Raw genomic sequence first — 21655 nt, forward strand, 5'->3', positions numbered from 1 at the left:
ATGGCTGGTGGTATTCGTGAAAGCGGTGGGGACGAACTCTCCGAAAACCATGAGATCAACGTCACGCCTTTCATCGACGTGATGCTGGTGCTGCTCATCATCTTCATGGTGGCAGCGCCGCTTGCGACTGTCGATGTGAATGTCGATCTGCCCGCCTCTTCGGCCAAGCCTGCCGAGCGCCCGGATGAGCCACTGTATCTCACGGTCAAGAATGACCTGTCGCTCAATCTCGGCAACGACGCCGTGGCGCGTGAAGCGCTGGCGGCAAGCCTCGATGCGCGCACCGGCGGCAACAAGGATACGCGCATTTTCCTGCGGGCCGACAAGGCCGTCGATTACGGGCATTTCATGGAAATCATGAACATGCTGCGAGACAGCGGCTATCTGAAGATCGCGCTGGTGGGCCTTGAGAATGCTGCGGCTGCAACGCAGCCTGCCTCTTCTGCGCCCGGCACGCCTGCACCTGCTGGAGCGACGCCATGAGTGCCACGTCTTTTCCCCGTTCCGGACGCTCCCGGCTGGGAGAAGTGGCGCTATGGTCGGTCGCTGGCCTCCTGACGCTCTCCGTTCATGCGGGGGCGGCCTATTATCTGATGCAGGACCAGCCGGAACCCGACGCCGATGGTGGACCGCCTGCGGCCATCATGATCGAGCTTGCTGCCCTTCCCGAAGCTGTTGAAACCGAAGAAACGGTGGAGGCAAATGATGTGGAAGACGTGCAGGAGGTAAAGAGCGAGGTTCCCGAAAAGGTGGAAGAAGTTCCGCCAGAAGAAGCGCCTCAGCCCCAGCCTGAACCGCAGCCAGAACCCGTTGTCCAGGAAACGCCGCCCGAGCCCGAACCGATGCCGGAGCCGCCACAGGAAGTGACGGAGCCTCTGCCGGAAGAAGTGCCCGAGCCGGTGGAAGAGATCGACCCCATTCAGCAGGAACAGATGGCCGCTCTCGAAAATGTCGAGGTGCCATTGCCCGTCATGCGTCCGCCACCTCCTGTCGAGAAGAAGGTGGAAAAGAAGGAAGAGCCCGAAAAGAAGAAGGTCGAGCGCAAGCAGACAGCCGCGCCGCCACCTTCCGTTGCCAAGGAAACCGCCAAGGTCGAGACGACACAGTCCAACCGCACGGCGGCATCCCGCAACAGTTCGGGTTTGTTCTCCTCTTCTATGACGCCTGCAAAATGGCAGTCGCGCATCCGCTCGCAGATTTCGCGCAAAAAGCCCTCGTCGCTCAGCGCTGGCGGCAAGGTCGTGACGGTGACGTTCCGGGTCAATGACAATGGCGCCTTGAGCTCGATCCGATTGCAGGGATCGACAGGCGATGCCTCCATCGATCAACAGGTGCTGGCCTGGATCGAAAGAGCCTCTCCCGTGGCAGAGCCACCACCGGATGCAAACCGGACTGTCACACTGCCGATCAAGATTCAGTAGGCTGAGGACGGGGCAGAGCGAAAAGCATTTCGCTCCGCTGCCGCTTGCGCTATGGCTGGCTTTTACCCACCGCAGGTCAAGCCAGTCATGAAATTCAGCATAGAGCAGGCGGAAGAGTTCGTTTCTTCCATCTTTGAAAAGAACGGTGTTCTGCCGGATAATGCGCGCTCCGTTGCGCGCGCACTCGTGGCAGCAGAAGCTGCGGGGCAGGGTGGTCACGGGGTGCGCCGCATACCTGCCTATATCGGCCAGCTGCGTGTCGGGAAAATCGAGGGCAAAGCCCGGCCTGTCGCCACGCAGACACGCCCCGCCGTGCTATCCGTCGATGCCGGTCACGGCTATGCTTATCCGGCTATTGATCTCGTCGTTGAAAAGCTTCCCGATATTGCGCGCTCGCAGGGCATTGCTCTCGGTCTCATCGGTCGGTCGCACCATGCCGGTGTGATGGCGTTGACGGTGGAGCGTTTTGCGGAACAGGGACTCGTCGCGTTTATGGTCGCCAATGCACCGGCGTCCATGGCGCCCTGGGGTGGCATCAAGCCGCTTTACGGCACCAACCCCATCGCCTTTGCAGCCCCGGTTGACGGTGCCGATCCGCTGGTCATCGACCTTGCTCTGTCCAAAGTCGCGCGGGGCAAGATCATGGCGGCACGCCAGAAGGGTGTTGAAATCCCCAGTGACTGGGCGCTGGATGCTTCGGGACAACCGACGACCGATCCGAACGAGGCGATCAACGGCACCATGGTGCCAGCGGGTGAGGCCAAGGGTGCTGCGTTGGCATTGATGGTGGAGGTTATGGCTGCAGGCCTGACCGGCGGCAATTTCGGCTTTCAGGCCTCATCGCTGCTGGATGACACGGGGACCGCACCTTCGCTGGGCCACACCATCATCGCCATCGATCCGCTGATTGCCGGAAACGACGTCTTTGCCAAGCGGCTTGCTCTCATGGCAAGTGAAATCGAGGGGCAGGAGAATGCGCGGCTGCCGGGACGTCGCAGTCAGGGCATTCGCAAGCAGTCGCTGGAAAACGGCATCGTCATCGAAGACGATATTCTGGCTCAGATCAAAGCCCTGTAATCAAAGCGCCGTAATCATTGGCAACGGCTGAGCTGCTCTTCGAGCAGCTCAGCAAAAGCTGCGCCGGAAACCTCCAGCGCACCGCTATTGTCTATCGTCGTCACATCGAAGTCGCCACAGACTTCCAGCGAGCTACGCTGGAGCCGGCGGAGGATTTCCTCCCGGCTTTCGCGGCCACGGCTTTCCAGCCGCGCGGCCAGAACATCCAGCGTGGCGATGATGTTGACGACTTTCAGCGTCGGAAAGGCCGCCTTGAAATGGCTGAGCGCGGACCGTGATCCATTGGCGATGACGATCTTGCCTTGCGCCAGCTGGTCCCGAACCGAGGTCGGAATGCCGTAGCTGAGGCCATGCGCCTGCCAGGACACGCAAAAATCACCGTTTTCGAAGCGGCGCGCGAACTCTTCCGGCGTCACCGCATCATGGTTCTCACCGCCCGCATCCCGGCTGCGGGTAATGGCGCGCTGGGCAAAGTGAATATCCTCCCGTTGGCCGAGCCGTTGTGCCGCAAATTCCATCAGCGTGTCCTTGCCAGCACCGCTCGGGCCGACCACGACGATCATCACGCCGTGGCGGTTCGCAGCCGGGTTGGAAAGATGCGGCGCGCTCTCGTTCATGCCACGCGCCTGCCTTGCCGCCAGACGGAGCGGACGATGGGAACATCCTTGTCCCTGTGAACACGCAGCATGTCTGCACGAAGGCCGGTGGCGATGCGACCGCGGTCGCTGAGACCCACGGTACGCGCAGGTGTTGCGGTGACCATGGAGAGCGCCTTGGGCAGCGTCATGCCTTCGACCTGATCGGCCAGCAGAAACGGCGCATACAGCAGGCTGAAAGGAACGTAGTCGGACGACAGGACATCGAGCACGCCGAGTTCAGCGAGATCGCGCGCTGCGATATTGCCGGAATGGGATTTGCCACGAACGATGTTGGGTGCACCCATCAACACGCTCATGCCCGCGCTGTGCGATGCCTGCGCCGCCTCGACGCTGGTGGGAAACTCGGCCAGCTTGACGCCGTGGCCGATGGCTTCCTCGACATGCGCATGGGTGGCATCGTCATGGCTGGCAATGGTGATACCCCTCTCAAGGCAACGGGCGGACAGATAATCGCGGTTCGGGGCGGAATATTTGGCCGATGCAGCGACACGCCGTTCCATGAAAGCCTTGAAGACCTCGTCGCTGAGCCCGCGCTTCTTTTGATAGAAGACGATATATTGATCCATGGTCTGGAACTGGCGCTGCCCCGGGGAATGGTCCATCAGCGAAATCAGCTTCACATGCGGGTCGTTTTCGAAGTCCTCGAAATGATCCAGCACGTCGCCAGCCGCAACCTCGCAGCGCAGATGCAGCAGGTGATCGGCGCGCAGGCGGTTTTCGTTCTGCGCCTGCTCGATGGCGTCGGCCATGTCGCGCATTTCGCCCTTGGCAAAGCCGCCATCTTCATCCGAGCCGAGGCGAAGACAATCGAACACCGTCGTGATGCCTGATGAGGCGATCTGCGCATCATGCGCCTGAATGGCGGCAATCTTGTTCCAGGTCACGCCCGGGCGCGGCGAGTAATGCTGCTCAAGATGGTCCGTGTGCAATTCCACGAGGCCGGGGATCAGATAGTCACCCTCGAAATCCTCGCCGACGCGGGATGTGCCTTCGCTGACATCGGCGATCAGCCCATCGCGAACCAAGACCGAGCCTTCGATGATCTTGTCTTCAAGAACGATGCGGGCGTTGGAGAATATCTGTTCCGTCATGCTATTGCTTCTTTCATATCAGGTGCGGCAAGCGGCAGCCATGTGTGAATGGTGAAGGCCTCGCCACGCGCCTTCTCAACGAAAAGGCCAAGTCCCGAAATGGACAGTGGCCGATCCGTGAAATTGGAAAATTCTGACGCCAGCACGCCGGATATGTGCGCAGTGTCTGCCTCATCCACGGGTCCGGTGAGTGTCATGTGAAAGCGAAAATCGTCCATGACATGCGGGTAGCCCCAGAGCGACAGATTATGCCGCTGGCTTTCCGTGAGGTTCTGCGGCCTGCGGCGGGCGATGTCACTGTCGGACAAGGGTGCACGGAAGGGCTCGAAATAATCGACCACGTCTGCTGCAAAATCCTGAAGTGGTTGATACGGCGCGTGCGGCACCAGCGCAAAGAAGGGTCCGAGAGATCCGACCACCAGTTTGGGGATGTAAAAAGCCTGCCGCGAGGCGGCAAACGCCTGCAAAGCGGCCAGAAGATCGGTTTCGCTACGCTTCTCGGACAGCTCGAAGGGCGCTTTTAACGTGGCGTGAAAACCATATCGACGTGGTTCGGCGGTGATCTCCGCATAGGCCTCATGGTCATCATGAGCAATACCGGAAAACGCATTACGCCCCAGCCATCGCGATGCCTTTTCGGTCAGGGCATCGTTTTCGGCGGGTGTAAAATAGATGGCGTAGCGCACGTCGGTCGCACTTTCAGTATCAGGGATCAGAGCGGTATTTGGAATGACTCGCCTTGGCGAAGCAAGGCCGCAGAAGCGAATTAGAACCTCTACGTGACGGAATGATGATAGCGGCGAAAAACTCTGCCCGAGAGATGCATTTTAGGGGTGAGATCGCTGCTCGCTTCTCCACGCCCGAAATCCATGATGAAACTTCTTCAACCATTCTGCGTTAGTCTTGCAAGTATTCACGGATGCAAGGAGCACAGGCTCATGGAAATCGGAATTCTCGTCGCACTGTTCTTTACAGTATTTGCCGCTTCCAGCGTATGTTGCGCCTATTGGTTCGGCGAACATCGCAATTTCTGACGTTAGCTCAGGCGCAATATTTTCCTTGTGCTGGAACGCTCGAGTAAGAAGAAGATAAAATACAAAAAGCGCCGCTAGCTTTACGCAGCGGCGCTTTTTTGATTCTGCGCACTATTAATGCGCCGCGGACATATCGCCCAGCACTTCCTTGGAAGCGACGGTGGAATCTGCGTTCAGCTTGTAGACCATGGGAACACCGGTCGCGAGGTTGAGCTTGAGGATTTCTTCCTTGCTCAACTTGTCCAGCACCATGACCAGCGAGCGCAGCGAATTGCCGTGCGCAGCAACCAGTACCTTTTCGCCCCGCAGAACGCGCGGCAGGATTTCCGTCAGGTAATAGGGCCAGACGCGGGCGCCGGTGTCGCGCAGGCTTTCACCGCCTGGAGGTGGAATATCGTAGGAACGGCGCCAGATATGCACCTGTTCTTCACCCCATTTTTCGCGGGCATCATCCTTGTTGAGACCGGAGAGATCGCCATAGTCGCGCTCGTTCAGCGCCTCATCCCGGATGGTCTCAAGGTCAGGCTGGCCGACATTGTCGAGCACCATCTGGCAGGTTTTCTGGGCGCGGATCAGCGATGAGGTGTAAGCGATATCGAATTTGATGCCATAATCGGCCAGAGCCTTGCCACCTGCATTGGCTTCCTGCACGCCGAGTTCGGTGAGGTCAGGGTCACGCCAGCCCGTGAAGAGGTTCTTGAGGTTCCAGTCACTTTGGCCGTGACGAACGAGGACGAGGGTTCCGCTCATATCAATTGCTCTCCGAGTTGATTATTGGTCTTTCGCCAGACCGAGAACGTCCAGCATGGAATAAAGGCCGGGTTTCTGCCCATGCGCCCAGACGGCAGCAGCGATGGCGCCACGCCCGAAAATCGTGCGGTCTGCCGCATGGTGGGACAGCGTGACCTGCTCACCCTCTGCAGCAAAAATAACCGAATGGTCGCCGACGACGGAGCCGCCGCGCAATGTGGCAAAACCAATCGTGCCACCTTCACGAGGGCCGGTATGGCCATCGCGCACGCGCACGGATTTGGATGTAAGGTCGATACCCCGGCCCTTGGCCGCAGCCTCACCGAGAAGCAGGGCGGTGCCCGAGGGCGCATCGACCTTGTGCTTGTGGTGCATTTCGAGAATTTCGATATCCCAGCCGCTGCCATCCAGTGCCTTTGCCGCCTGCCGCGTGAGAACGCTGAGCAGATTGACGCCAAGGCTCATATTGCCGGATTTCACGACACGGGCATGGCGAGCCGCAGCCTCGAATTTTTCCTCATCCGCCACCGAGCAACCCGTTGTGCCGATGACATGGACGATGCGGGCTTGTGCGGCAAGACCGGCAAAGGCGACGCTGCCAGCGGGTGAGGTGAAATCGATGACACCTTCGGCATGGACGAAAGCTTCGAGCGCATCGCTGGTGATTGCTACGCCGTTGGGACCAAGGCCGGAAATCTCGCCAGCATCACGACCGATAAAGGGGGAGCCTTCACGCTCCACGGCGGCATGCAGTTGGACACCCGGTGTTTCGTGGATCAGGCGGATCAGCGTTTGCCCCATCCGCCCAGCTGCACCGACCACCACCAGTTTCATGCCATTGCCGCTCATGCTGCCCCACTCAATGCTTTCGTTTAAAGACCGCGAACGCCCGTCGCCTGAAGATTGTTGAGGCGAGCGTAAAGACCATCTTCCTGACGCGCAAGCGTCTCGTGGACGCCTTCTTCCACGACGAGGCCTTCATTCATCACCACGATCTTGTCTGCCTTGACCACGGTCGAAAGACGGTGGGCGATAACGATGACGGTGCGCCCTGTCATGGCGGTGTCGAGCGCCATCTGCACGACGGCTTCCGATTCTGTATCGAGCGCGGAGGTCGCTTCGTCCAGCAGCAGGATCGGTGCATTGCGTACCAGCGCGCGGGCAATCGACAGGCGCTGGCGCTGACCACCGGAAAGCGTCATGCCGTTCTCGCCGACCGGCGTCTCATAGCCCTGCGGCTGAGCGAGGATGAAGTCATGCGCAAAAGCAAGCCGTGCTGCTTCTTCGATTTCGGCATCCGTCGCTTCCGGGCGACCGTAACGAATATTGTCGCGGATGGTGCCTTCGAAGAGATAAGGCTGCTGCGACACATAAGCGAGGTTCTGGCGAACGGACATGGTCGTGACATCGGCGATGTTTTGACCATCGATCAGGATCGCTCCGCCGCTTGGATCGTAAAAGCGCGGTATGAGGTTGATGATGGTCGATTTGCCCGCACCGGAGGGGCCGACCAAAGCGGTGGTCTTGCCACCTTCGGCAACGAAGCTCACGCCCTTCAGAATTGCACCGCCATCCTTGTAGGAAAATACCACGTCACGCAGTTCAACCGTCGCGTTGGACACGGCCAACGGCTTCGCATCCGGCTTCTGGCGCTGGACGGGCTCCATGTCGAGAATGTCATAGATCATCTGTGCGTTGACGACGGCGCGCTCCAGCGAAATCTGAACGCGAGCGAGACGCCGTGCAGGATCATAGGCCAGAAGAAGTGCAGTCACGAAGGCAAAGAACGCGCCCGGCGGAACATTGTTGTAAATGGCGCGATAGGCGGCGTAGGCCAGAACGCCAGAGACGGCGAGGCCTGCAATGGTTTCGGTCAGGGGCGCGCTTTTCTCGGTCAGTCGTGCAATACGATTGGCACGCCATTCAGCGGAATCGATGACCGCATCAACTCTGGTCTCTAGCTGCTTTTCCATCGTGAAGGCTTTGACGATGGCAATACCCTGCAATGTTTCCTGCATGGCGCCCAGCACGCGGCTGTTGAGAATGACCGCGTCGCGCGTGGCGCTGCGCAGCCGCTTGGCAATGTAGCGCAGGCCAAGGACCAAAGGCGGCACGATGAAAACGATAACGATGGAAAGAACCGGATCCTTGAAGATCATCACCGCAACCAGCGCAATGAAGGTCAGGAGATCGCGAGCAACAGTAGTGACAGTAAGGTTCATGACATCGCGGATGCCGCCGATGTTCTGGCTGACCTGTGCTGCGAGATGGGCTGAGCGGGATTCGCTGAGATACCCGACCGACAGTGTCATCAGATGCGAATACAAACGCTTCTGATAGCGCGCGACGATGTTGTTACCGATTTTCGACAGCGCCACCGACTGGCCGTAAGTTGCAATTCCGCGGATGAAAAAGGCTGCGAAAATGGAGAAGCAGATGATCCAGACGAGATCGGCCCGTCTGTTGACGAAGGCTTCGTTGATGATGGAGTCCATGATCCAGGCCGTGAAAGCCGTGGTCCCGGCAACGGTCAGCAGGCAGAAAATCGCAAATGCGTAGCCGGAAATATGATCACGGGCGTTTTCTGCAAAAATGCGTTTCAGGACAGATGTAATTGTGTCGGTATCCATTGGATGCCGTGTCTTGGCGGTCTTCAAGCTTTATCCACCTTGTGCGGTTCTGGCGGGCAAGCCGCCTTCTTTACGGGCGTCTATAGCCATTCGGGCAGGTTTTGACCAGTGCCGAGTGCGCTCTAAGCCTGCCAGCGCCGACCGTCCAGCGCCAAGCCGAAGTCTTCGGGTCTGCGGGCATAGGTCGATAGCCCTGCTAGAGCGGCTTGCGGATGGGTGACGACATGGGTCGGAATGCTGCGCATCAAGGCGCTGTGCGGAGCCTTGTCTTCGAAGGCCGCGCGGAACTCCGGCAGTTTCAAAGCGGGGATGATTTTCTGAGAAATCCCGCCAGCGAGATAGACCCCGCCTCGCGCCATGAAGATCAGTGCCAGATCGCCTGCGATGCGACCGAGATAGGTGCTAAACAGAGACAGGGTTTCTTTCGCCTCGCGGTTTTCGCCGCTGAGGCCCGTCGCGGTGATCTCGGCTGGGTCCGAGAAGGAAGGCGTCACGCCATCCGTCTTGCAAATGGCCCGGTAAAGATTGACGAGGCCGCGTCCGCAGAGAATTTGCTCACCGGCAATGCGGCCTTCGATGGTTTCGAGATGCGGGAAGACCTGATAGTCGCGTGCACTGCGTGGACCGATATCGATATGGCCGCCTTCGCCGGGCACTGGAAACCACATGTGGCGGGCATAGACCAGCCCGGCGACACCCAGACCCGTGCCTGGCCCAAGCACCACGCGTGACGCCATCATGTCGGGGCGCTGCGGGCCAATCGTGTCCCTGTTGTCGTCGCCGAGAGTGGCAATGGCGAGTGCCTGTGCTTCGAAATCATTGATGACGATGACGTCTTTCAAGCCGAGATTGACGAGCATCTCTTTCGGCTTGACCACCCAATGGCAGTTTGTCAGCGGAATCTCATCCGTCTCAATGGGGCCGGCAACGGCAAGAATGGTCGAAACCGGCTGCAACGATGTCTTGTCGAGGATGGCGATCCTGATCGCATCATCGATGGTCTTGAAATCCGCCGTCTTGACGCTGGTCAGTTGCACCGGCTCGGCATCGGCATCCTGCAAAATACAGAAACGGGCATTGGTGCCACCGATATCTCCAATGAGAATGGGAAAGGAAAGAGTATCGTTCTGCTTGGGCATTGCTGCTCCTGGATCGCCGGATATCAATGTTTCAATTAAAGTCTGTCAGCATTTCCGCTGTGGCGCGGTTCAGCGCCATGGGAATGTCGTAAACCGTTGCAAGTCGCGTCAAGGCCTTCACGTCAACATCATGCGGTAAGGCTGTGAGGGGATCGACAAAAAAGATCAGCATATCCACTTCGCCCGTCGCGATCATCGCGCCGATCTGCTGGTCACCGCCAAGCGGGCCGCTTTTCAGGCGGATGACATTCAGGCCCGGGCAGGCATCCTGCACGCGCCCGCCGGTGGTGCCAGTGGCAACAAGGCGAAATTGCGATAGCGCCGCCTGATGCTCGCGGGCGAAATCCGCCATATCGTCTTTTTTCAGGTCATGTGCGATCAGTGCGATACAGCGTTGCCCGGTCATCTCATGTCCTGCGCCAGCGTTATTTGCGTTGCGATGTTTAAATCGATTTGAAGCCTTCTATAGCAACTCGACACCGTTTGAAAAGCGGTGTTGGGTCACATCAGTTCAGCGATGGGCGCGATGAGGGGCGTGGAACGTCTGCGGGTGGCATGGGAACGCCGGAGCCGCCGGACTGCGACCGTGCCGGGGCAGGCGCCTGCGGTGCTGCTGCCGCTGGCACGTAGGTTTCCCGAACAGCCATGCTGGCTCCGTTTGCAGCGGGCGCAGCCGCAACGGCGGCGCAGGCCTTTGGCAGATCGGACACCATCATCGGGCGCGGCGGCTTTGGCGGCTTGGCGTTGGGGTCTTTTTTCGGTGTGGCCCAAGGCTCCTTGGTGAACCACCATGCCAAAGACTTGTCGCAGCCATCGCCTGCTGCAACGGGTGCCTGCGGCTTGCAATTGGTCGCGCCCGGCGGGCATTCCAGACGAACGTGGAAATGCTCGTCATGCCCATAGATCGGCCTGATCTTGCCCATGAAGGTGCGGTCGCCGGTCCATGACTGGCATAGCTTCTGCTTGATGGCCGGATTGACGAAGATACGCTCCACCTGCGGATAGCTCGCCGCCATCATCACCAGTTTCGCATTGAGCGGCGACCATTTGCGATCATCCACCGTCAGGAATTTGCTCTTATCGAGCATGGAAATGAAGGGTGTGCTTTCCCGCTGTTCGGCGCTCATCACCTGATTAGGCATCTGTCGCCACCAGATATCGACGTCGAGGCCGATCTGGTGCGAGGCATGGCCGGTTAGCATCGGCCCGCCACGCGGCTGCGAGATATCGCCGATCAACAGGCCCGGCCAGCCGATCTTTTGGGCATCCTGCGCAAAGCGTTCGATAAAGGAAATCAGTTGCGGCTGGCCCCAACGACGGTTGCGCGACAGCCGCATGGCCTGAAAGCCCTGACCTTCTGTGGGCAGCGCCACCGCGCCCGACTGGCAACCCTTGGCATAGGATCCGTAGGAAATCGAAGGACCGGCAGATGGAAGGGCAATATTGCCGAATACCTGTTTGGCCGGGCCGTCCTGCGCGAAGGCGGTCCCGATATCCACAGACATCATTGATATGACCGAGAGGGCCAGAAGGGATGCCTTGCGCAGGCCCGTTGCCTGTTTTTCCATATCGTCCGCCGCCTGCAATGCTTGAGCTGATTCTCTTTTGAATATTACGCTGGAACGGGAATTTGGTGAAAGCATGTTTGCGGGCTCTCGAAGGATTGAGGCAGGCCCCCTATTTTTTGCCCATGTTTGTCTTATGCTGCGCGGCAATGAAAACCAAAAAGGACTGTCGCCCCATGGCATTGGCAATGTTGAAATCCGGCTTGTTCACTCTGGCCACCCTGTCTCTTGCGGTCGCTCCCATGGGAGCATCGGCTGCGGATGGTGATGTCTGGCGCAGTGGGATTTCGACAATCGGTGAGCTGAAGCACCCAAACGGTTTCGAGCGCTTCGATTATGTCAACCCGGATGCGCCGAAGGGTGGCGCGCTACGCATGTCGACCGCTGGCACTTTCGATACGGTCAATCCGCTTCTGGCCAAGGGCGAGCTTGCGACAGGACTGAGCCTCGTTTTCGATACGCTGATGAAATCTTCGGAGGAGGAGCTGTCTTCGTCCTACGGTCTTCTTGCAGAGGCGGTCAGCTATCCCGACGATATCGCCAAGGCCAGTTTTCGCCTGCGAAAAGAAGCGAAATGGGCCGATGGCCAGCCGGTGACGCCGGAAGACGTGGTTTTCAGTTTCGATAAAGCGAAGGATTTAAGCCCGCAACTGGCCACCTATTACACCCACGTTACAAAGGCCGAAAAGACCGGCGAGCGTGAGATCACCTTCACCTTCGATGAGAAAAACAACAAGGAACTGCCGCAGATCGTCGGCCAGCTTCTCGTCGTGCCCAAACACTGGTGGGAGGCCAATGGCGCTGACGGCAAACCGCGCGACATTTCCCGTGGCACACTGGAACCCGTCATGGGGTCCGGCCCGTACAAGATCGCGTCCATCGCACCGGGCTCCACCATTACCTATGAGCGGCGCGACGATTATTGGGGCAAGGACGTCAACGTCAATGTCGGGCTGAACAACTTCAAGACAATCACTTACACATTCTATACCGACCGCGATGTCGAGTTTCAGGCTTTCAAGGCCGGGAATACGGATTTCTGGCAGGAGAATTCGGCAGGGCGCTGGGCAACCGGTTATGATTTTCCGGCCGTGAAAGACGGTCGTATCAAGAAAGAAGAGCTGCCCAATATCTACCGCTCTGTCGGTATCATGCAGGCGCTGGTTCCGAATGGGCGGCGGGACAAGTTCAAAGACCCGAAGGTCCGTCTGGCTTTGAACTATGCGTTCGATTTCGAAGACATGAACCGCACGCTGTTTTATAATCAGTACCAACGGATCAACAGCTTCTTCATGGGCAGCGATCTGGCGTCATCCGGTCTGCCGCAAGGCAAAGAACTGGAAATTCTCAACGAGATCAAAGATCAGATCCCACCTGAAGTCTTCACTAAGGAATATCGCAACCCGGTCGGTGGCGATCCGGCCAAGCAGCGCGACAATCTCCGCGAGGCCGTCAAACTCATGAAGGACGCCGGATATGAACTGCGCGGCAACCGCATGGTCAATGCGTCCACCGGTCAGCCATTCGATTTCGAAATTCTCGTTGATTCCGCTGCGATGGAGCGCGTCGTCGTTTCCTACACGCAAAATCTGAAGAAGATCGGCATCAACGCGACGGTGCGGCTTGTCGATACGTCGCAATACACGAACCGCACCCGCTCCTTCGATTTCGATATGATCGTCAATCTCTGGGCTCAGAGTGCCAACCCTGGCAACGAACAGTCCGATTACTGGGGATCCAAGGCCGTGGACCGTCAGGGCTCGAAGAACTTCGCAGGTATCAACAATCCTGCTGTGGACACGCTTATTCGCAAAATCATTTTTGCAGCAAACCGGGACGATCAGGTTGCTGCCGTAAAAGCTTTGGACCGCGTGCTTCTGGCCGGAAACTACGTCATTCCGCAGTTCTATCGCGGCGAGATGACGCTTGCCTACTGGAAGACGCTGGTGCAGCCGCAAAACCTTCCCCGATACGGCATCGGCTTTCCCGACGCATGGTGGTCCGCAAACGCCGGGAAATGATGCGGGACTTGCTTTATAAGCCAAGCCTTGATTCACATGGACCATTACGAATCACGACGCCTGAGGCATTGTCCGCAGGCCCGAAAGGAAACGGTTTGACGAAACCGATGATGACCGAACCTCTTGCCATGCAGGGACGCGCCTGATGGGAGCTTATATTCTGCGGCGTTTGGCCCTGATGATACCGACCATTATCGGTATCATGGGTATTTCCTTCCTCGTCATTCAGTTCGCTCCGGGCGGGCCTGTGGAGCAGGTCATCGCCCAGCTTTCCGGCTCCGGTGACAGCGCTTCCGACCGACTTTCCGGCGGTGGCGACCTCATGGGGCAGGGCGGTCTAGATGAGAGCGGTTCGAAATATCGCGGCGCGCAGGGGCTCGACCCGGATTTGATCGCGAAGCTGGAAAAGCAGTTCGGTTTCGACAAGCCGCCGTTGACCCGCTTTCTGGACATGATGTGGAACTACATCCGCTTCGATTTCGGCGACAGCTTCTTCCGCAATTCCTCAGTCATCGATCTCATCATAGATAAGCTGCCGGTGTCGATTTCGCTCGGCTTCTGGATATTGATCATTTCCTACGCCATCTCCATTCCGCTCGGCATCAAGAAAGCGGTTTCGGACGGATCGCGCTTCGACGTCTGGACATCGGGCATCATCATCGTCGGTTATGCGGTGCCGAGCTTCCTGTTTGGCATTCTGCTGATCGTGGTTTTTGCGGGTGGATCCTTCTTCGACTGGTTCCCGCTGCGCGGGCTGACCTCGGACAATTTCGCGGAACTGACATGGTGGCAGAAGATCATCGACTATTTCTGGCACTTAGCGCTGCCGCTTACAGCACTTGTTCTTTCAGCCTTTGCGACGACGACGCTTTTGACCAAGAATTCCTTTATCGATGAGATCAAGAAGCAATATGTGGTCACGGCCCGCGCCAAGGGGCTTTCGGAGCGCAAAGTGCTGTATGGCCATGTGTTCCGCAATGCCATGCTGATTGTCATTGCCGGTTTCCCCGGCGCCTTCATTTCGGCTTTCTTCACCGGTTCGCTGTTGATCGAAAACATCTTCTCGCTGGATGGCCTCGGGCGGCTGGGTTATCTCTCGGTCGTCAACCGCGATTACCCCATCGTGTTCGGCACGCTGTTCATCTTCTCGCTGATGGGCCTTGTCGTCAGCCTCATATCCGACCTCATCTATACATGGATCGATCCGCGCATCGATTTCGAGCGGAGGGATGTGTAATGACGCTTGTTTCACCCGCCGCCACCGATGCAGCGCCACCGCAAAAGCGCCCCTACTTTTCGCCCACAAGCGTGCGGCGCTGGCAGAACTTCAAGGCCAACCGCCGCGGTTACTGGTCGTTCTGGCTTTTCCTGCTTCTGTTCGGGCTCAGCCTATGTGCGGAATTCATCGCCAACGATAAGCCTATTCTCGCCTCCTACAAGGGTGAGATTCTGGTGCCTGTGATGGTGGATTACCCGGAAGAGAAGTTTGGCGGCTTTCTGGCCCAGACGGATTACAAATCCTCTTTCATTCAGGATGAGATCAACGCCAATGGCTGGATGATCTGGCCACCGATCCGCTATTCCTACCAGACGGTCAATTCGAACATTCCACATTCCGCCCCCACGGCACCCTTCTTGCTGATGGATGCGCAGGAGCGTTGCTCGGGCTATCCTCAAGGTGCGGCAGATCCCGGCTGTACGATTGGCAATCTCAACTGGCTGGGAACCGACAATCAGGCGCGCGATGTCGCCGCCCGCGTCATCTATGGTTTCCGTATTTCGGTTCTATTCGGTCTGGCGCTCACCATTGCATCGGCCATTGTCGGCGTAACCGCCGGTGCGGTGCAGGGTTATTTCGGCGGCTGGACCGACCTTCTGATGCAGCGTTTCATCGAAATATGGTCGTCCATGCCGGTGCTCTACATCCTGCTCATCATAGCGGCCATTCTGCCGCCCGGCTTTTTCGTGCTGCTGGGCATCATGCTGCTGTTTTCATGGGTGGGCTTCGTCGGTGTCGTGCGCGCGGAATTCCTGCGGGCGAGAAACTTCGAATATGTGAATGCCGCCCGCGCGTTAGGTGTCGGGAACGGCACCATCATGTTCCGGCATCTGTTGCCCAATGCCATGGTGGCAACGCTGACTTTCCTACCCTTTATCCTCTCGGGCTCTATCACCACGCTCACCTCGCTCGATTTCCTCGGCTTCGGCATGCCACCGGGTTCGCCTTCGCTGGGTGAACTGATTGCGCAGGGTAAGAACAACCTTCAGGCACCCTGGCTGGGGCTGACGGCCTTCTTCACTATGTCGATCATGCTTTCGTTGCTGATTTTCGTCGGTGAAGCAGTGCGCGATGCCTTCGACCCGAGAAAGACCTTCCGATGATCGACTGTCGCGTTTTGTTGGGTTTTGTGGCACTCTATTCGCGGAATGCTTTTGGAGAGTTTCATGAACAAGATTGTGCGTGACCACTACCCTGTAGAGAAGCTGCCTGCTGACCTTCGGCAAGGGCTGAGCGATCGTTCCACCGTGCGTGTTGTGATCGAGGTGGAAGAGACGCCGAAAAACCAGGGCGGTGAGCATCTTCGCGGCTTCGCTGGTCTGGAACAGAGACAATCAAAGCCGCTGACTGCTATCGACACCGTGAATATTATCGCCCGATATAGAGAAGAAAATCAGCAGCGCGTTACGGCAGACGAAGCGGTTGAACGTATCCGTCGTCTCCGCGATGAGTGGGATGATTGATGAAAGGTATTGAAAGAGTTTATCTCGATACGAATATTTTTATTATGGCAATTGAAGGCGATGACGAAGAAATCAGCAATAAACTGAATGATTTATTCCTTGTTGACAATGAAAATTCTCCAGTATTGGTGACAAGCCAACTGTCGTTATCTGAACTTGTCGTAAAGCCATACAGGGAACTAAACGATTCACTAATCGACAAATATGAGAATATGATATCGACCAGCGACTGGCTTGAAGTTGCGCCCGTTGAGATGCCGATATTGAGATATGCTGCCGTACTACGTGCGCAGCACAAAGGGCTAAAATTACCAGATGCCATTCATCTTTCGACTGCCATTGGAATGAGCTGTTCCCATTTTCTCACAAACGATCTCGGAATTCGCGGGCAATATCAACTTGTTCACGAGCGATATGGATTCGCGAAAAAAGCTCCTCCGATTAATGTTGTTCGCCCTGACGAGGCCAGTCTGACATCCATTACTGAAAGCCTCTCTGTATGACCGCTCCGCTTCTTTCCGTCCGCGATCTCTCCGTTGCCTTCCATCAGGGTGGCAAGGAGAGTGTGGCTGTCGATCATGTGTCGTTCGACATCATGCCGGGTGAGGTCGTGGCGCTGGTGGGTGAGTCGGGTTCCGGCAAGTCGGTGACCGCGAATTCCATTTTGAAGCTCTTGCCCTATCCGGCGGCGAGCCATCCCTCGGGGCAAATCCTGTTCGAGGGTAAGGATTTGCTGAATGCGTCGCTGCGCGATCTTCGCAATGTGCGCGGCAACGATATCACCATGATCTTTCAGGAGCCGATGACGTCGCTCAACCCGCTGCACAGTATCGAGCGGCAAATTGGCGAAATATTGGAGCTTCATCAGGCCATCACCGGTATCGAGGCACGAAAGCGGACGCTGGAACTGCTTTTGCAGGTCGGCATTCGCGAGCCTGAGAAGCGGTTGAAGGCCTATCCGCATGAACTCTCCGGTGGCCAGCGGCAGCGTGTGATGATTGCCATGGCGCTCGCCAACCGGCCGAAGCTGTTGATCGCGGACGAGCCGACGACGGCGCTGGATGTGACGGTGCAGGCGCAAATTCTGGAGCTTCTGGGCGATTTGAAGAACCAGCATGATATGTCCATGCTGTTCATCACCCATGATCTCGGCATCGTGCGTAAATTCGCAGACCGCGTGTGCGTGATGACCAAGGGCAAGATCGTTGAGACCGGCACGGTCGAGCAGGTCTTCAACAACCCGCAGCACGCCTATACCCGCCATCTTCTGGCTGCCGAGCCTAAGGGCGAGCCGCCGCTGTCTGATAGCAGCAAGCCGGTGGTGATGCAGGGAGACGAGATCAAGGTCTGGTTCCCGATCAAGGCCGGGCTGATGCGCAAGGTGGTAGATCACGTCAAGGCGGTGGATGGCATCGATATTACCCTGCGCGCCGGGCAGACGGTCGGTGTCGTGGGTGAATCCGGTTCCGGCAAGACGACGCTGGGCCTTGCGCTTTCGAGGCTGATATCCTCCAAGGGGCGCATCAGCTTTATCGGCCAGTCCATCGATGGCTATTCCTATTCCATGATGAAGCCGCTCAGAAACCGGCTTCAGGTGGTGTTTCAGGACCCTTACGGATCGCTGAGCCCCCGCATGTCGGTGGGGGAGATCATTGCCGAAGGTCTGCGGGTGCATGAGAAATCCCTGTCTGCCGATGAGCGGGACCGGAGGGTAGCGCAAGCGCTGGATGAGGTGGGGCTCGACCCCGCCACGCGCTGGCGTTATCCGCATGAATTCTCCGGCGGCCAGAGACAGCGCATTGCCATTGCCCGCGCCATGGTGCTGAAACCCCGCTTCGTCATGCTGGACGAGCCGACATCGGCGCTGGATATGAGCGTGCAGGCGCAGGTGGTCAATCTGTTGCGGGATTTGCAGGCCAAGCATGATCTCGCCTATCTCTTCATCAGCCACGACCTCAAGGTTGTGAAAGCGCTTGCCAATGATGTCATCGTCATGCGTCACGGCAAGGTGGTGGAAAGCGGACCGGCAAAGTCCATCTTCGAGGCGCCGAAGGAAGACTACACACGCGCGCTTATGGCGGCTGCCTTCAACATCGAGGCAGTCAAGACGGCGGCGGTGAGCGAGTAGGCGCGCTCAAGCGCCTGCTTTCGCTGAAAAACACGCTGGCCTTATGCGTCTTGCCCACGTAACATAAGTGGGGACATTGGGAACTGCGGGGCATGATGTCATCATGACAGCGCGATATCTGATCTATCAGCAGCAGGATGCTTTTCGTTAGCAGCACTTGTGCCGCACCCAAAAACGAAACAACCTTCTGGTGAATGATGGCCGATATTGAATACGCAAAGACCTTTTTCGAACAAAACCCCGATATTGAAATTCTTGAAGCCTTTGTCATCGATGTGAATGGCGTGCCGCGCGGCAAATGGATACCGCGTGAACGGGCCATCGACGTGCTGGAAAAAGGCATGGCCCTGCCACGCTCCGTCTATGCGCTGGACATCTGGGGTCGCGACGTCAATGCCGCTGGCCTTGCAGAAGGCACGGGTGATCCGGATGGCCTGTGTTTTCCTGTGCCGGGCACGCTCTCGCGCGTCACATGGCTGGGGCGCCCCACGGCGCAGGTGTTGCTGGCCATGCAGGACCCGGATGGCAGCGGTTTTTATGGCGATCCGCGCAATGTGCTGGCGCGGGTCATGAATGGCTTTACCAAGCGCGGTCTGACACCCGTGGTGGCCACGGAGCTGGAATTCTATCTCATCGACCCTGTGCGCTCGGCGCTCGACCCGGTGCGACCGCCGCGCAGCCGAGAAGGCCGCTGGCACACTGGCCAGACGCAGGTTCTGTCGATTTCCGAATTGCAGGATTTCGAAGAAGTCTTCCACGATATCGCCACCGCCTGCCGCGCGCAGGATGTGGGGGCTGATACGACCCTTCGCGAAAACGGCCCCGGTCAATACGAAATCAATCTCAACCATGTGCCGGATGCGCTCAAAGCTGCGGATTTCGCGGTGTTTCTGAAGCGCATCGTCAAGGGCGTGGCGCGCAAGCATGATCTTGATGCCACCTTCATGGCCAAGCCTTATGGCATGCAGGCGGGCAATGGCATGCATGTCCATTTTTCCATGCTGGATAGGGACGGCAACAATATCTATGCCGGCGAAAACGGCGCATCCGAAGCGCTGATGCATTCCGTCGGCGGTCTGTTGGAAAACATGGGAGAGAGCATGGCGGTGTTTGCGCCCCACGCGAATTCCTACCGCCGCCTGCGCCCCAGCGAACACGCCCCGACCTACGCCTCCTGGGGCATCGATAACCGGTCGGCTGCCGTGCGCGTCATCACCGCCAGCAAGCCCGCAACCCGCATCGAACACCGCGTGGCGGGTGCCGATACCAACCCTTATCTGGTGCTGGCCATGATCCTCAGCGCGGCCCTTGCCGGCATGAAGGAAAAGCGCCAGCCGGGTGGGGCCATCTCGGGCGATAGCCACGCCATCAATCACGAGCCGCTTCCGACCAACTGGGACTATGCGCTGCAGCGTTTCACGCGCTCCAGCTTTGCCTATGCGACCTTCGGGCAAAAATATCGTACGCTGTATTCCGCCTGCAAACAGCAGGAGCTTTCCGAGTTTTCGCTTCGCGTGACCGACGTAGAGTATGACGCATATATCAGGACGGTGTGAGATGGCTAAAGTAACCGCTAACCCCAATCCCGGCCACACGACCTCATGGTACGCGGCATCTGCGAACAACAAGACGGTGCGCACCACGCTGCAAGGCGATCAGGATGCGGATATCTGCATTATCGGTGCTGGTTTCACCGGCCTTTCGGCGGCGCTGGAACTGGCAGAAAAAGGCTTTTCCGTCATCGTTCTGGAAGGCGAGCGGATCGGCTTTGGCGCATCCGGGCGCAATGGCGGCCAGATCGTCAATGGTTATAGCCGCGACCTCGAAACCATCGCCGGGCGTTATGGCCGGGAGAAGGCAGCGCAGCTGGGTGCGATGTCGCTGGAAGGCGGGCAGATCATTCGCGACCGGGTCGCGAAATACACTATAGATTGCGATCTGGTGGATGGCGGTTTCTTTGCAGCCTTCACGCCCAAGCAGATCAAGGAAATGGCTGAGAACAAGGCCAATTGGGAAAAGCACGGCCATACCGGGCTGGAGATGGTCTCCAAGGCTGAGGTCGGCAAATATGTGAAGTCGGACCGCTATGCGGGCGGCATGATCGATCGTTTCGGCGGTCATATCCATCCGTTGAATTATGTTCTGGGCGAAGCGGCAGCGATTGAGAGCCTCGGTGGACGTATCTTCGAAAACTCGCGCGTCATCGCCGTGGAGCAAGGCTCAAACCCCGTTGTGCGGACGGCGCAGGGCAAGGTCGCCGCCAAATATGTGCTGGTCTGCGGCAATGCCTATCTCGGCGGACTGCTGCCGGAAATCGGCGAGCGGATGATGCCGGTGTCCAGCCAGGTCATGGCGACGGAGGTGCTGGATGCGGCGCTGATCGAAGAGCTTCTGCCTGCCAATTATTGCGTCGAAGATGCCAATTATATCCTGGATTACTACCGCCGCACCTCCGACAACCGCCTGCTCTATGGCGGCGGCATCGGTTATGGCGGCAGCGATCCCGCGGACCTGACCAGCGTTATCCGTCCCAATATGCTGAACACCTTTCCGCAATTGCAGAACACCAAGATCGATTTTGCCTGGAGCGGCAATTTCGCGCTGACGCTAACCCGCATCCCGCATATCGGACGTCTGTCACCCAACGTCTACTTCTCGCACGGCGATAGCGGCCATGGCGTGACGACGACGCAGCTTCTGGGCAAGATATTGGGAGAGGCGGTCGCAGGACATGCGGAACGCTTCGATGTCTGGTCGTCGCTGCCGAACTATCCATTCCCGGGTGGAAAGACGTTCCGTGTGCCGCTTACCATGCTCGGTGCGTGGTGGTATGGCCTGCGCGACAGGCTGGGGATTTAGAGCAATTCCAGCAAAAGTGTGAAGCGGTTTTGCGTCCGGAATTGCGTGAAAACCTATAGCGCCGACAGACCCTTCAAGGCGTTCTCGGTGATTTCGTCCGGCGTGGCGTCGATGCTGACCGTGACGACGCCGGGTTCGCCGGTTGGGACTTCCAGAGTGGCGAGCTGTGTCTTCAACAGCGAGAGCGGCATGAAGTGGCCGGTGCGTGCACCCATGCGCTGGGTCAGCAGCGCTTCGCTGCCTTCCAGATAGACAAAGGCCAATGGGCCACCGCAGGCTTTGCGCAGTCGCTCGCGATAGGTCTTCTTCAGCGCGGAGCAGGAAATGACGATGCCGCCCGCCTCATAGCCTTTGCGCAGTTCCGCGCCGACGAGATCGAGCCATGGCCAGCGGTCGTCATCGTTGAGCGGTGTGCCCGCAGCCATTTTCTCCACATTGGAAGCCGGGTGCAGCTTGTCGCCTTCCATGAAGGGAATGCTGAGCTTTTCGGCCAGTTCTTCGCCCACGGTGGATTTGCCGCAGCCGCTGACGCCCATGAC

Annotated in this window: 21 protein-coding genes; 11 read left to right on the forward strand and 10 right to left on the reverse strand. The window is 58.1% G+C overall.

Annotation, left to right across the window (positions count from 1 at the left end):
* The 3 genes from exbD to AC27VJ_RS00740 all read left to right on the forward strand — a co-directional run bounded on the left by exbD (position 1) and on the right by AC27VJ_RS00740 (position 2498).
* Positions 1-483 (forward strand): TonB system transport protein ExbD, encoded by a 483-nt coding sequence (exbD, locus tag AC27VJ_RS00730; protein WP_488682429.1) that lies wholly within the window; start codon positions 1-3, stop codon positions 481-483.
* Positions 480-1421 carry a TonB family protein gene (locus AC27VJ_RS00735; protein ID WP_488682430.1) on the forward strand — a complete coding sequence of 314 codons (942 nt, stop codon included), beginning with the start codon at positions 480-482 and terminating at the stop codon, positions 1419-1421. Before exbD ends, AC27VJ_RS00735 begins: the two co-directional genes overlap by 4 nt.
* 87 nt (positions 1422-1508) lie before the next feature.
* A complete protein-coding gene (locus AC27VJ_RS00740) occupies positions 1509-2498 on the forward strand; it encodes an Ldh family oxidoreductase (protein WP_488682431.1) in 990 nt (329 codons plus the stop codon).
* A 14-nt stretch (positions 2499-2512) separates the two neighbouring features.
* Here AC27VJ_RS00740 and phnN read toward each other — a convergent pair whose 3' ends face one another.
* From phnN to mepA, 9 genes are all read right to left on the reverse strand, one after another.
* A complete protein-coding gene (gene phnN / locus AC27VJ_RS00745) occupies positions 2513-3115 on the reverse strand; it encodes a phosphonate metabolism protein/1,5-bisphosphokinase (PRPP-forming) PhnN (RefSeq protein ID WP_488682432.1) in 603 nt (200 codons plus the stop codon).
* Positions 3112-4248, reverse strand: coding sequence for an alpha-D-ribose 1-methylphosphonate 5-triphosphate diphosphatase (locus tag AC27VJ_RS00750; RefSeq protein WP_488682433.1), 1137 nt, complete (start codon positions 4246-4248; stop codon positions 3112-3114). Before AC27VJ_RS00750 ends, phnN begins: the two co-directional genes overlap by 4 nt.
* On the reverse strand, positions 4245-4934 hold the full coding sequence (locus AC27VJ_RS00755; RefSeq protein WP_113086289.1) for a DUF1045 domain-containing protein: 690 nt from the start codon (positions 4932-4934) through the stop codon (positions 4245-4247). The genes AC27VJ_RS00750 and AC27VJ_RS00755 overlap by 4 nt, the downstream gene beginning before the upstream one ends.
* A 462-nt stretch (positions 4935-5396) precedes the next feature.
* Positions 5397-6032 carry a 2,3-bisphosphoglycerate-dependent phosphoglycerate mutase gene (locus AC27VJ_RS00760; RefSeq protein WP_488682434.1) on the reverse strand — a complete coding sequence of 212 codons (636 nt, stop codon included), beginning with the start codon at positions 6030-6032 and terminating at the stop codon, positions 5397-5399.
* A gap of 21 nt (positions 6033-6053) precedes the next feature.
* A complete protein-coding gene (gene dapB / locus AC27VJ_RS00765) occupies positions 6054-6881 on the reverse strand; it encodes a 4-hydroxy-tetrahydrodipicolinate reductase (RefSeq protein WP_488682435.1) in 828 nt (275 codons plus the stop codon).
* A gap of 23 nt (positions 6882-6904) precedes the next feature.
* Positions 6905-8662: an ABC transporter ATP-binding protein gene (locus AC27VJ_RS00770; RefSeq protein ID WP_488682436.1), complete on the reverse strand. Its 1758-nt coding sequence runs from the start codon at positions 8660-8662 to the stop codon at positions 6905-6907.
* A 122-nt stretch (positions 8663-8784) separates the two neighbouring features.
* Positions 8785-9801, reverse strand: coding sequence for a glucokinase (locus tag AC27VJ_RS00775; protein WP_488682437.1), 1017 nt, complete (start codon positions 9799-9801; stop codon positions 8785-8787).
* Between the two features lie 31 nt (positions 9802-9832).
* A complete protein-coding gene (locus AC27VJ_RS00780) occupies positions 9833-10207 on the reverse strand; it encodes a methylglyoxal synthase (RefSeq protein ID WP_353578258.1) in 375 nt (124 codons plus the stop codon).
* 100 nt (positions 10208-10307) lie between these two features.
* Positions 10308-11369: a penicillin-insensitive murein endopeptidase gene (gene mepA, locus AC27VJ_RS00785; protein WP_488682438.1), complete on the reverse strand. Its 1062-nt coding sequence runs from the start codon at positions 11367-11369 to the stop codon at positions 10308-10310.
* 173 nt (positions 11370-11542) lie between these two features.
* Between mepA and AC27VJ_RS00790 the strand changes: the two genes are divergently transcribed.
* The 8 genes from AC27VJ_RS00790 to AC27VJ_RS00825 all read left to right on the forward strand — a co-directional run bounded on the left by AC27VJ_RS00790 (position 11543) and on the right by AC27VJ_RS00825 (position 21116).
* Positions 11543-13387: an extracellular solute-binding protein gene (locus AC27VJ_RS00790; protein ID WP_488682439.1), complete on the forward strand. Its 1845-nt coding sequence runs from the start codon at positions 11543-11545 to the stop codon at positions 13385-13387.
* Between the two features lie 145 nt (positions 13388-13532).
* Positions 13533-14624, forward strand: coding sequence for a microcin C ABC transporter permease YejB (locus tag AC27VJ_RS00795; RefSeq protein ID WP_353578261.1), 1092 nt, complete (start codon positions 13533-13535; stop codon positions 14622-14624).
* Positions 14624-15769 (forward strand): ABC transporter permease, encoded by a 1146-nt coding sequence (locus AC27VJ_RS00800; RefSeq protein WP_488682440.1) that lies wholly within the window; start codon positions 14624-14626, stop codon positions 15767-15769. Before AC27VJ_RS00795 ends, AC27VJ_RS00800 begins: the two co-directional genes overlap by 1 nt.
* A 63-nt stretch (positions 15770-15832) precedes the next feature.
* Positions 15833-16129: a hypothetical protein gene (locus tag AC27VJ_RS00805; protein ID WP_488682441.1), complete on the forward strand. Its 297-nt coding sequence runs from the start codon at positions 15833-15835 to the stop codon at positions 16127-16129.
* Complete coding sequence (locus AC27VJ_RS00810; RefSeq protein ID WP_488682442.1) at positions 16129-16632, forward strand: type II toxin-antitoxin system VapC family toxin; 504 nt, start codon at positions 16129-16131, stop codon at positions 16630-16632. Before AC27VJ_RS00805 ends, AC27VJ_RS00810 begins: the two co-directional genes overlap by 1 nt.
* Positions 16629-18257 (forward strand): ABC transporter ATP-binding protein, encoded by a 1629-nt coding sequence (locus AC27VJ_RS00815; RefSeq protein ID WP_488682443.1) that lies wholly within the window; start codon positions 16629-16631, stop codon positions 18255-18257. Before AC27VJ_RS00810 ends, AC27VJ_RS00815 begins: the two co-directional genes overlap by 4 nt.
* 194 nt (positions 18258-18451) lie before the next feature.
* Positions 18452-19813 carry a glutamine synthetase family protein gene (locus AC27VJ_RS00820; RefSeq protein ID WP_162727661.1) on the forward strand — a complete coding sequence of 454 codons (1362 nt, stop codon included), beginning with the start codon at positions 18452-18454 and terminating at the stop codon, positions 19811-19813.
* Between the two features lies 1 nt (position 19814).
* On the forward strand, positions 19815-21116 hold the full coding sequence (locus AC27VJ_RS00825; RefSeq protein WP_488682444.1) for an NAD(P)/FAD-dependent oxidoreductase: 1302 nt from the start codon (positions 19815-19817) through the stop codon (positions 21114-21116).
* Between the two features lie 53 nt (positions 21117-21169).
* Here AC27VJ_RS00825 and AC27VJ_RS00830 read toward each other — a convergent pair whose 3' ends face one another.
* Positions 21170-21652, reverse strand: coding sequence for a gluconokinase (locus tag AC27VJ_RS00830; protein ID WP_488683150.1), 483 nt, complete (start codon positions 21650-21652; stop codon positions 21170-21172).
* Positions 21653-21655 lie beyond the last annotated feature (3 nt).

The sequence above is a fragment of the Agrobacterium sp. 20P9.1.2 genome (assembly GCF_057799395.1).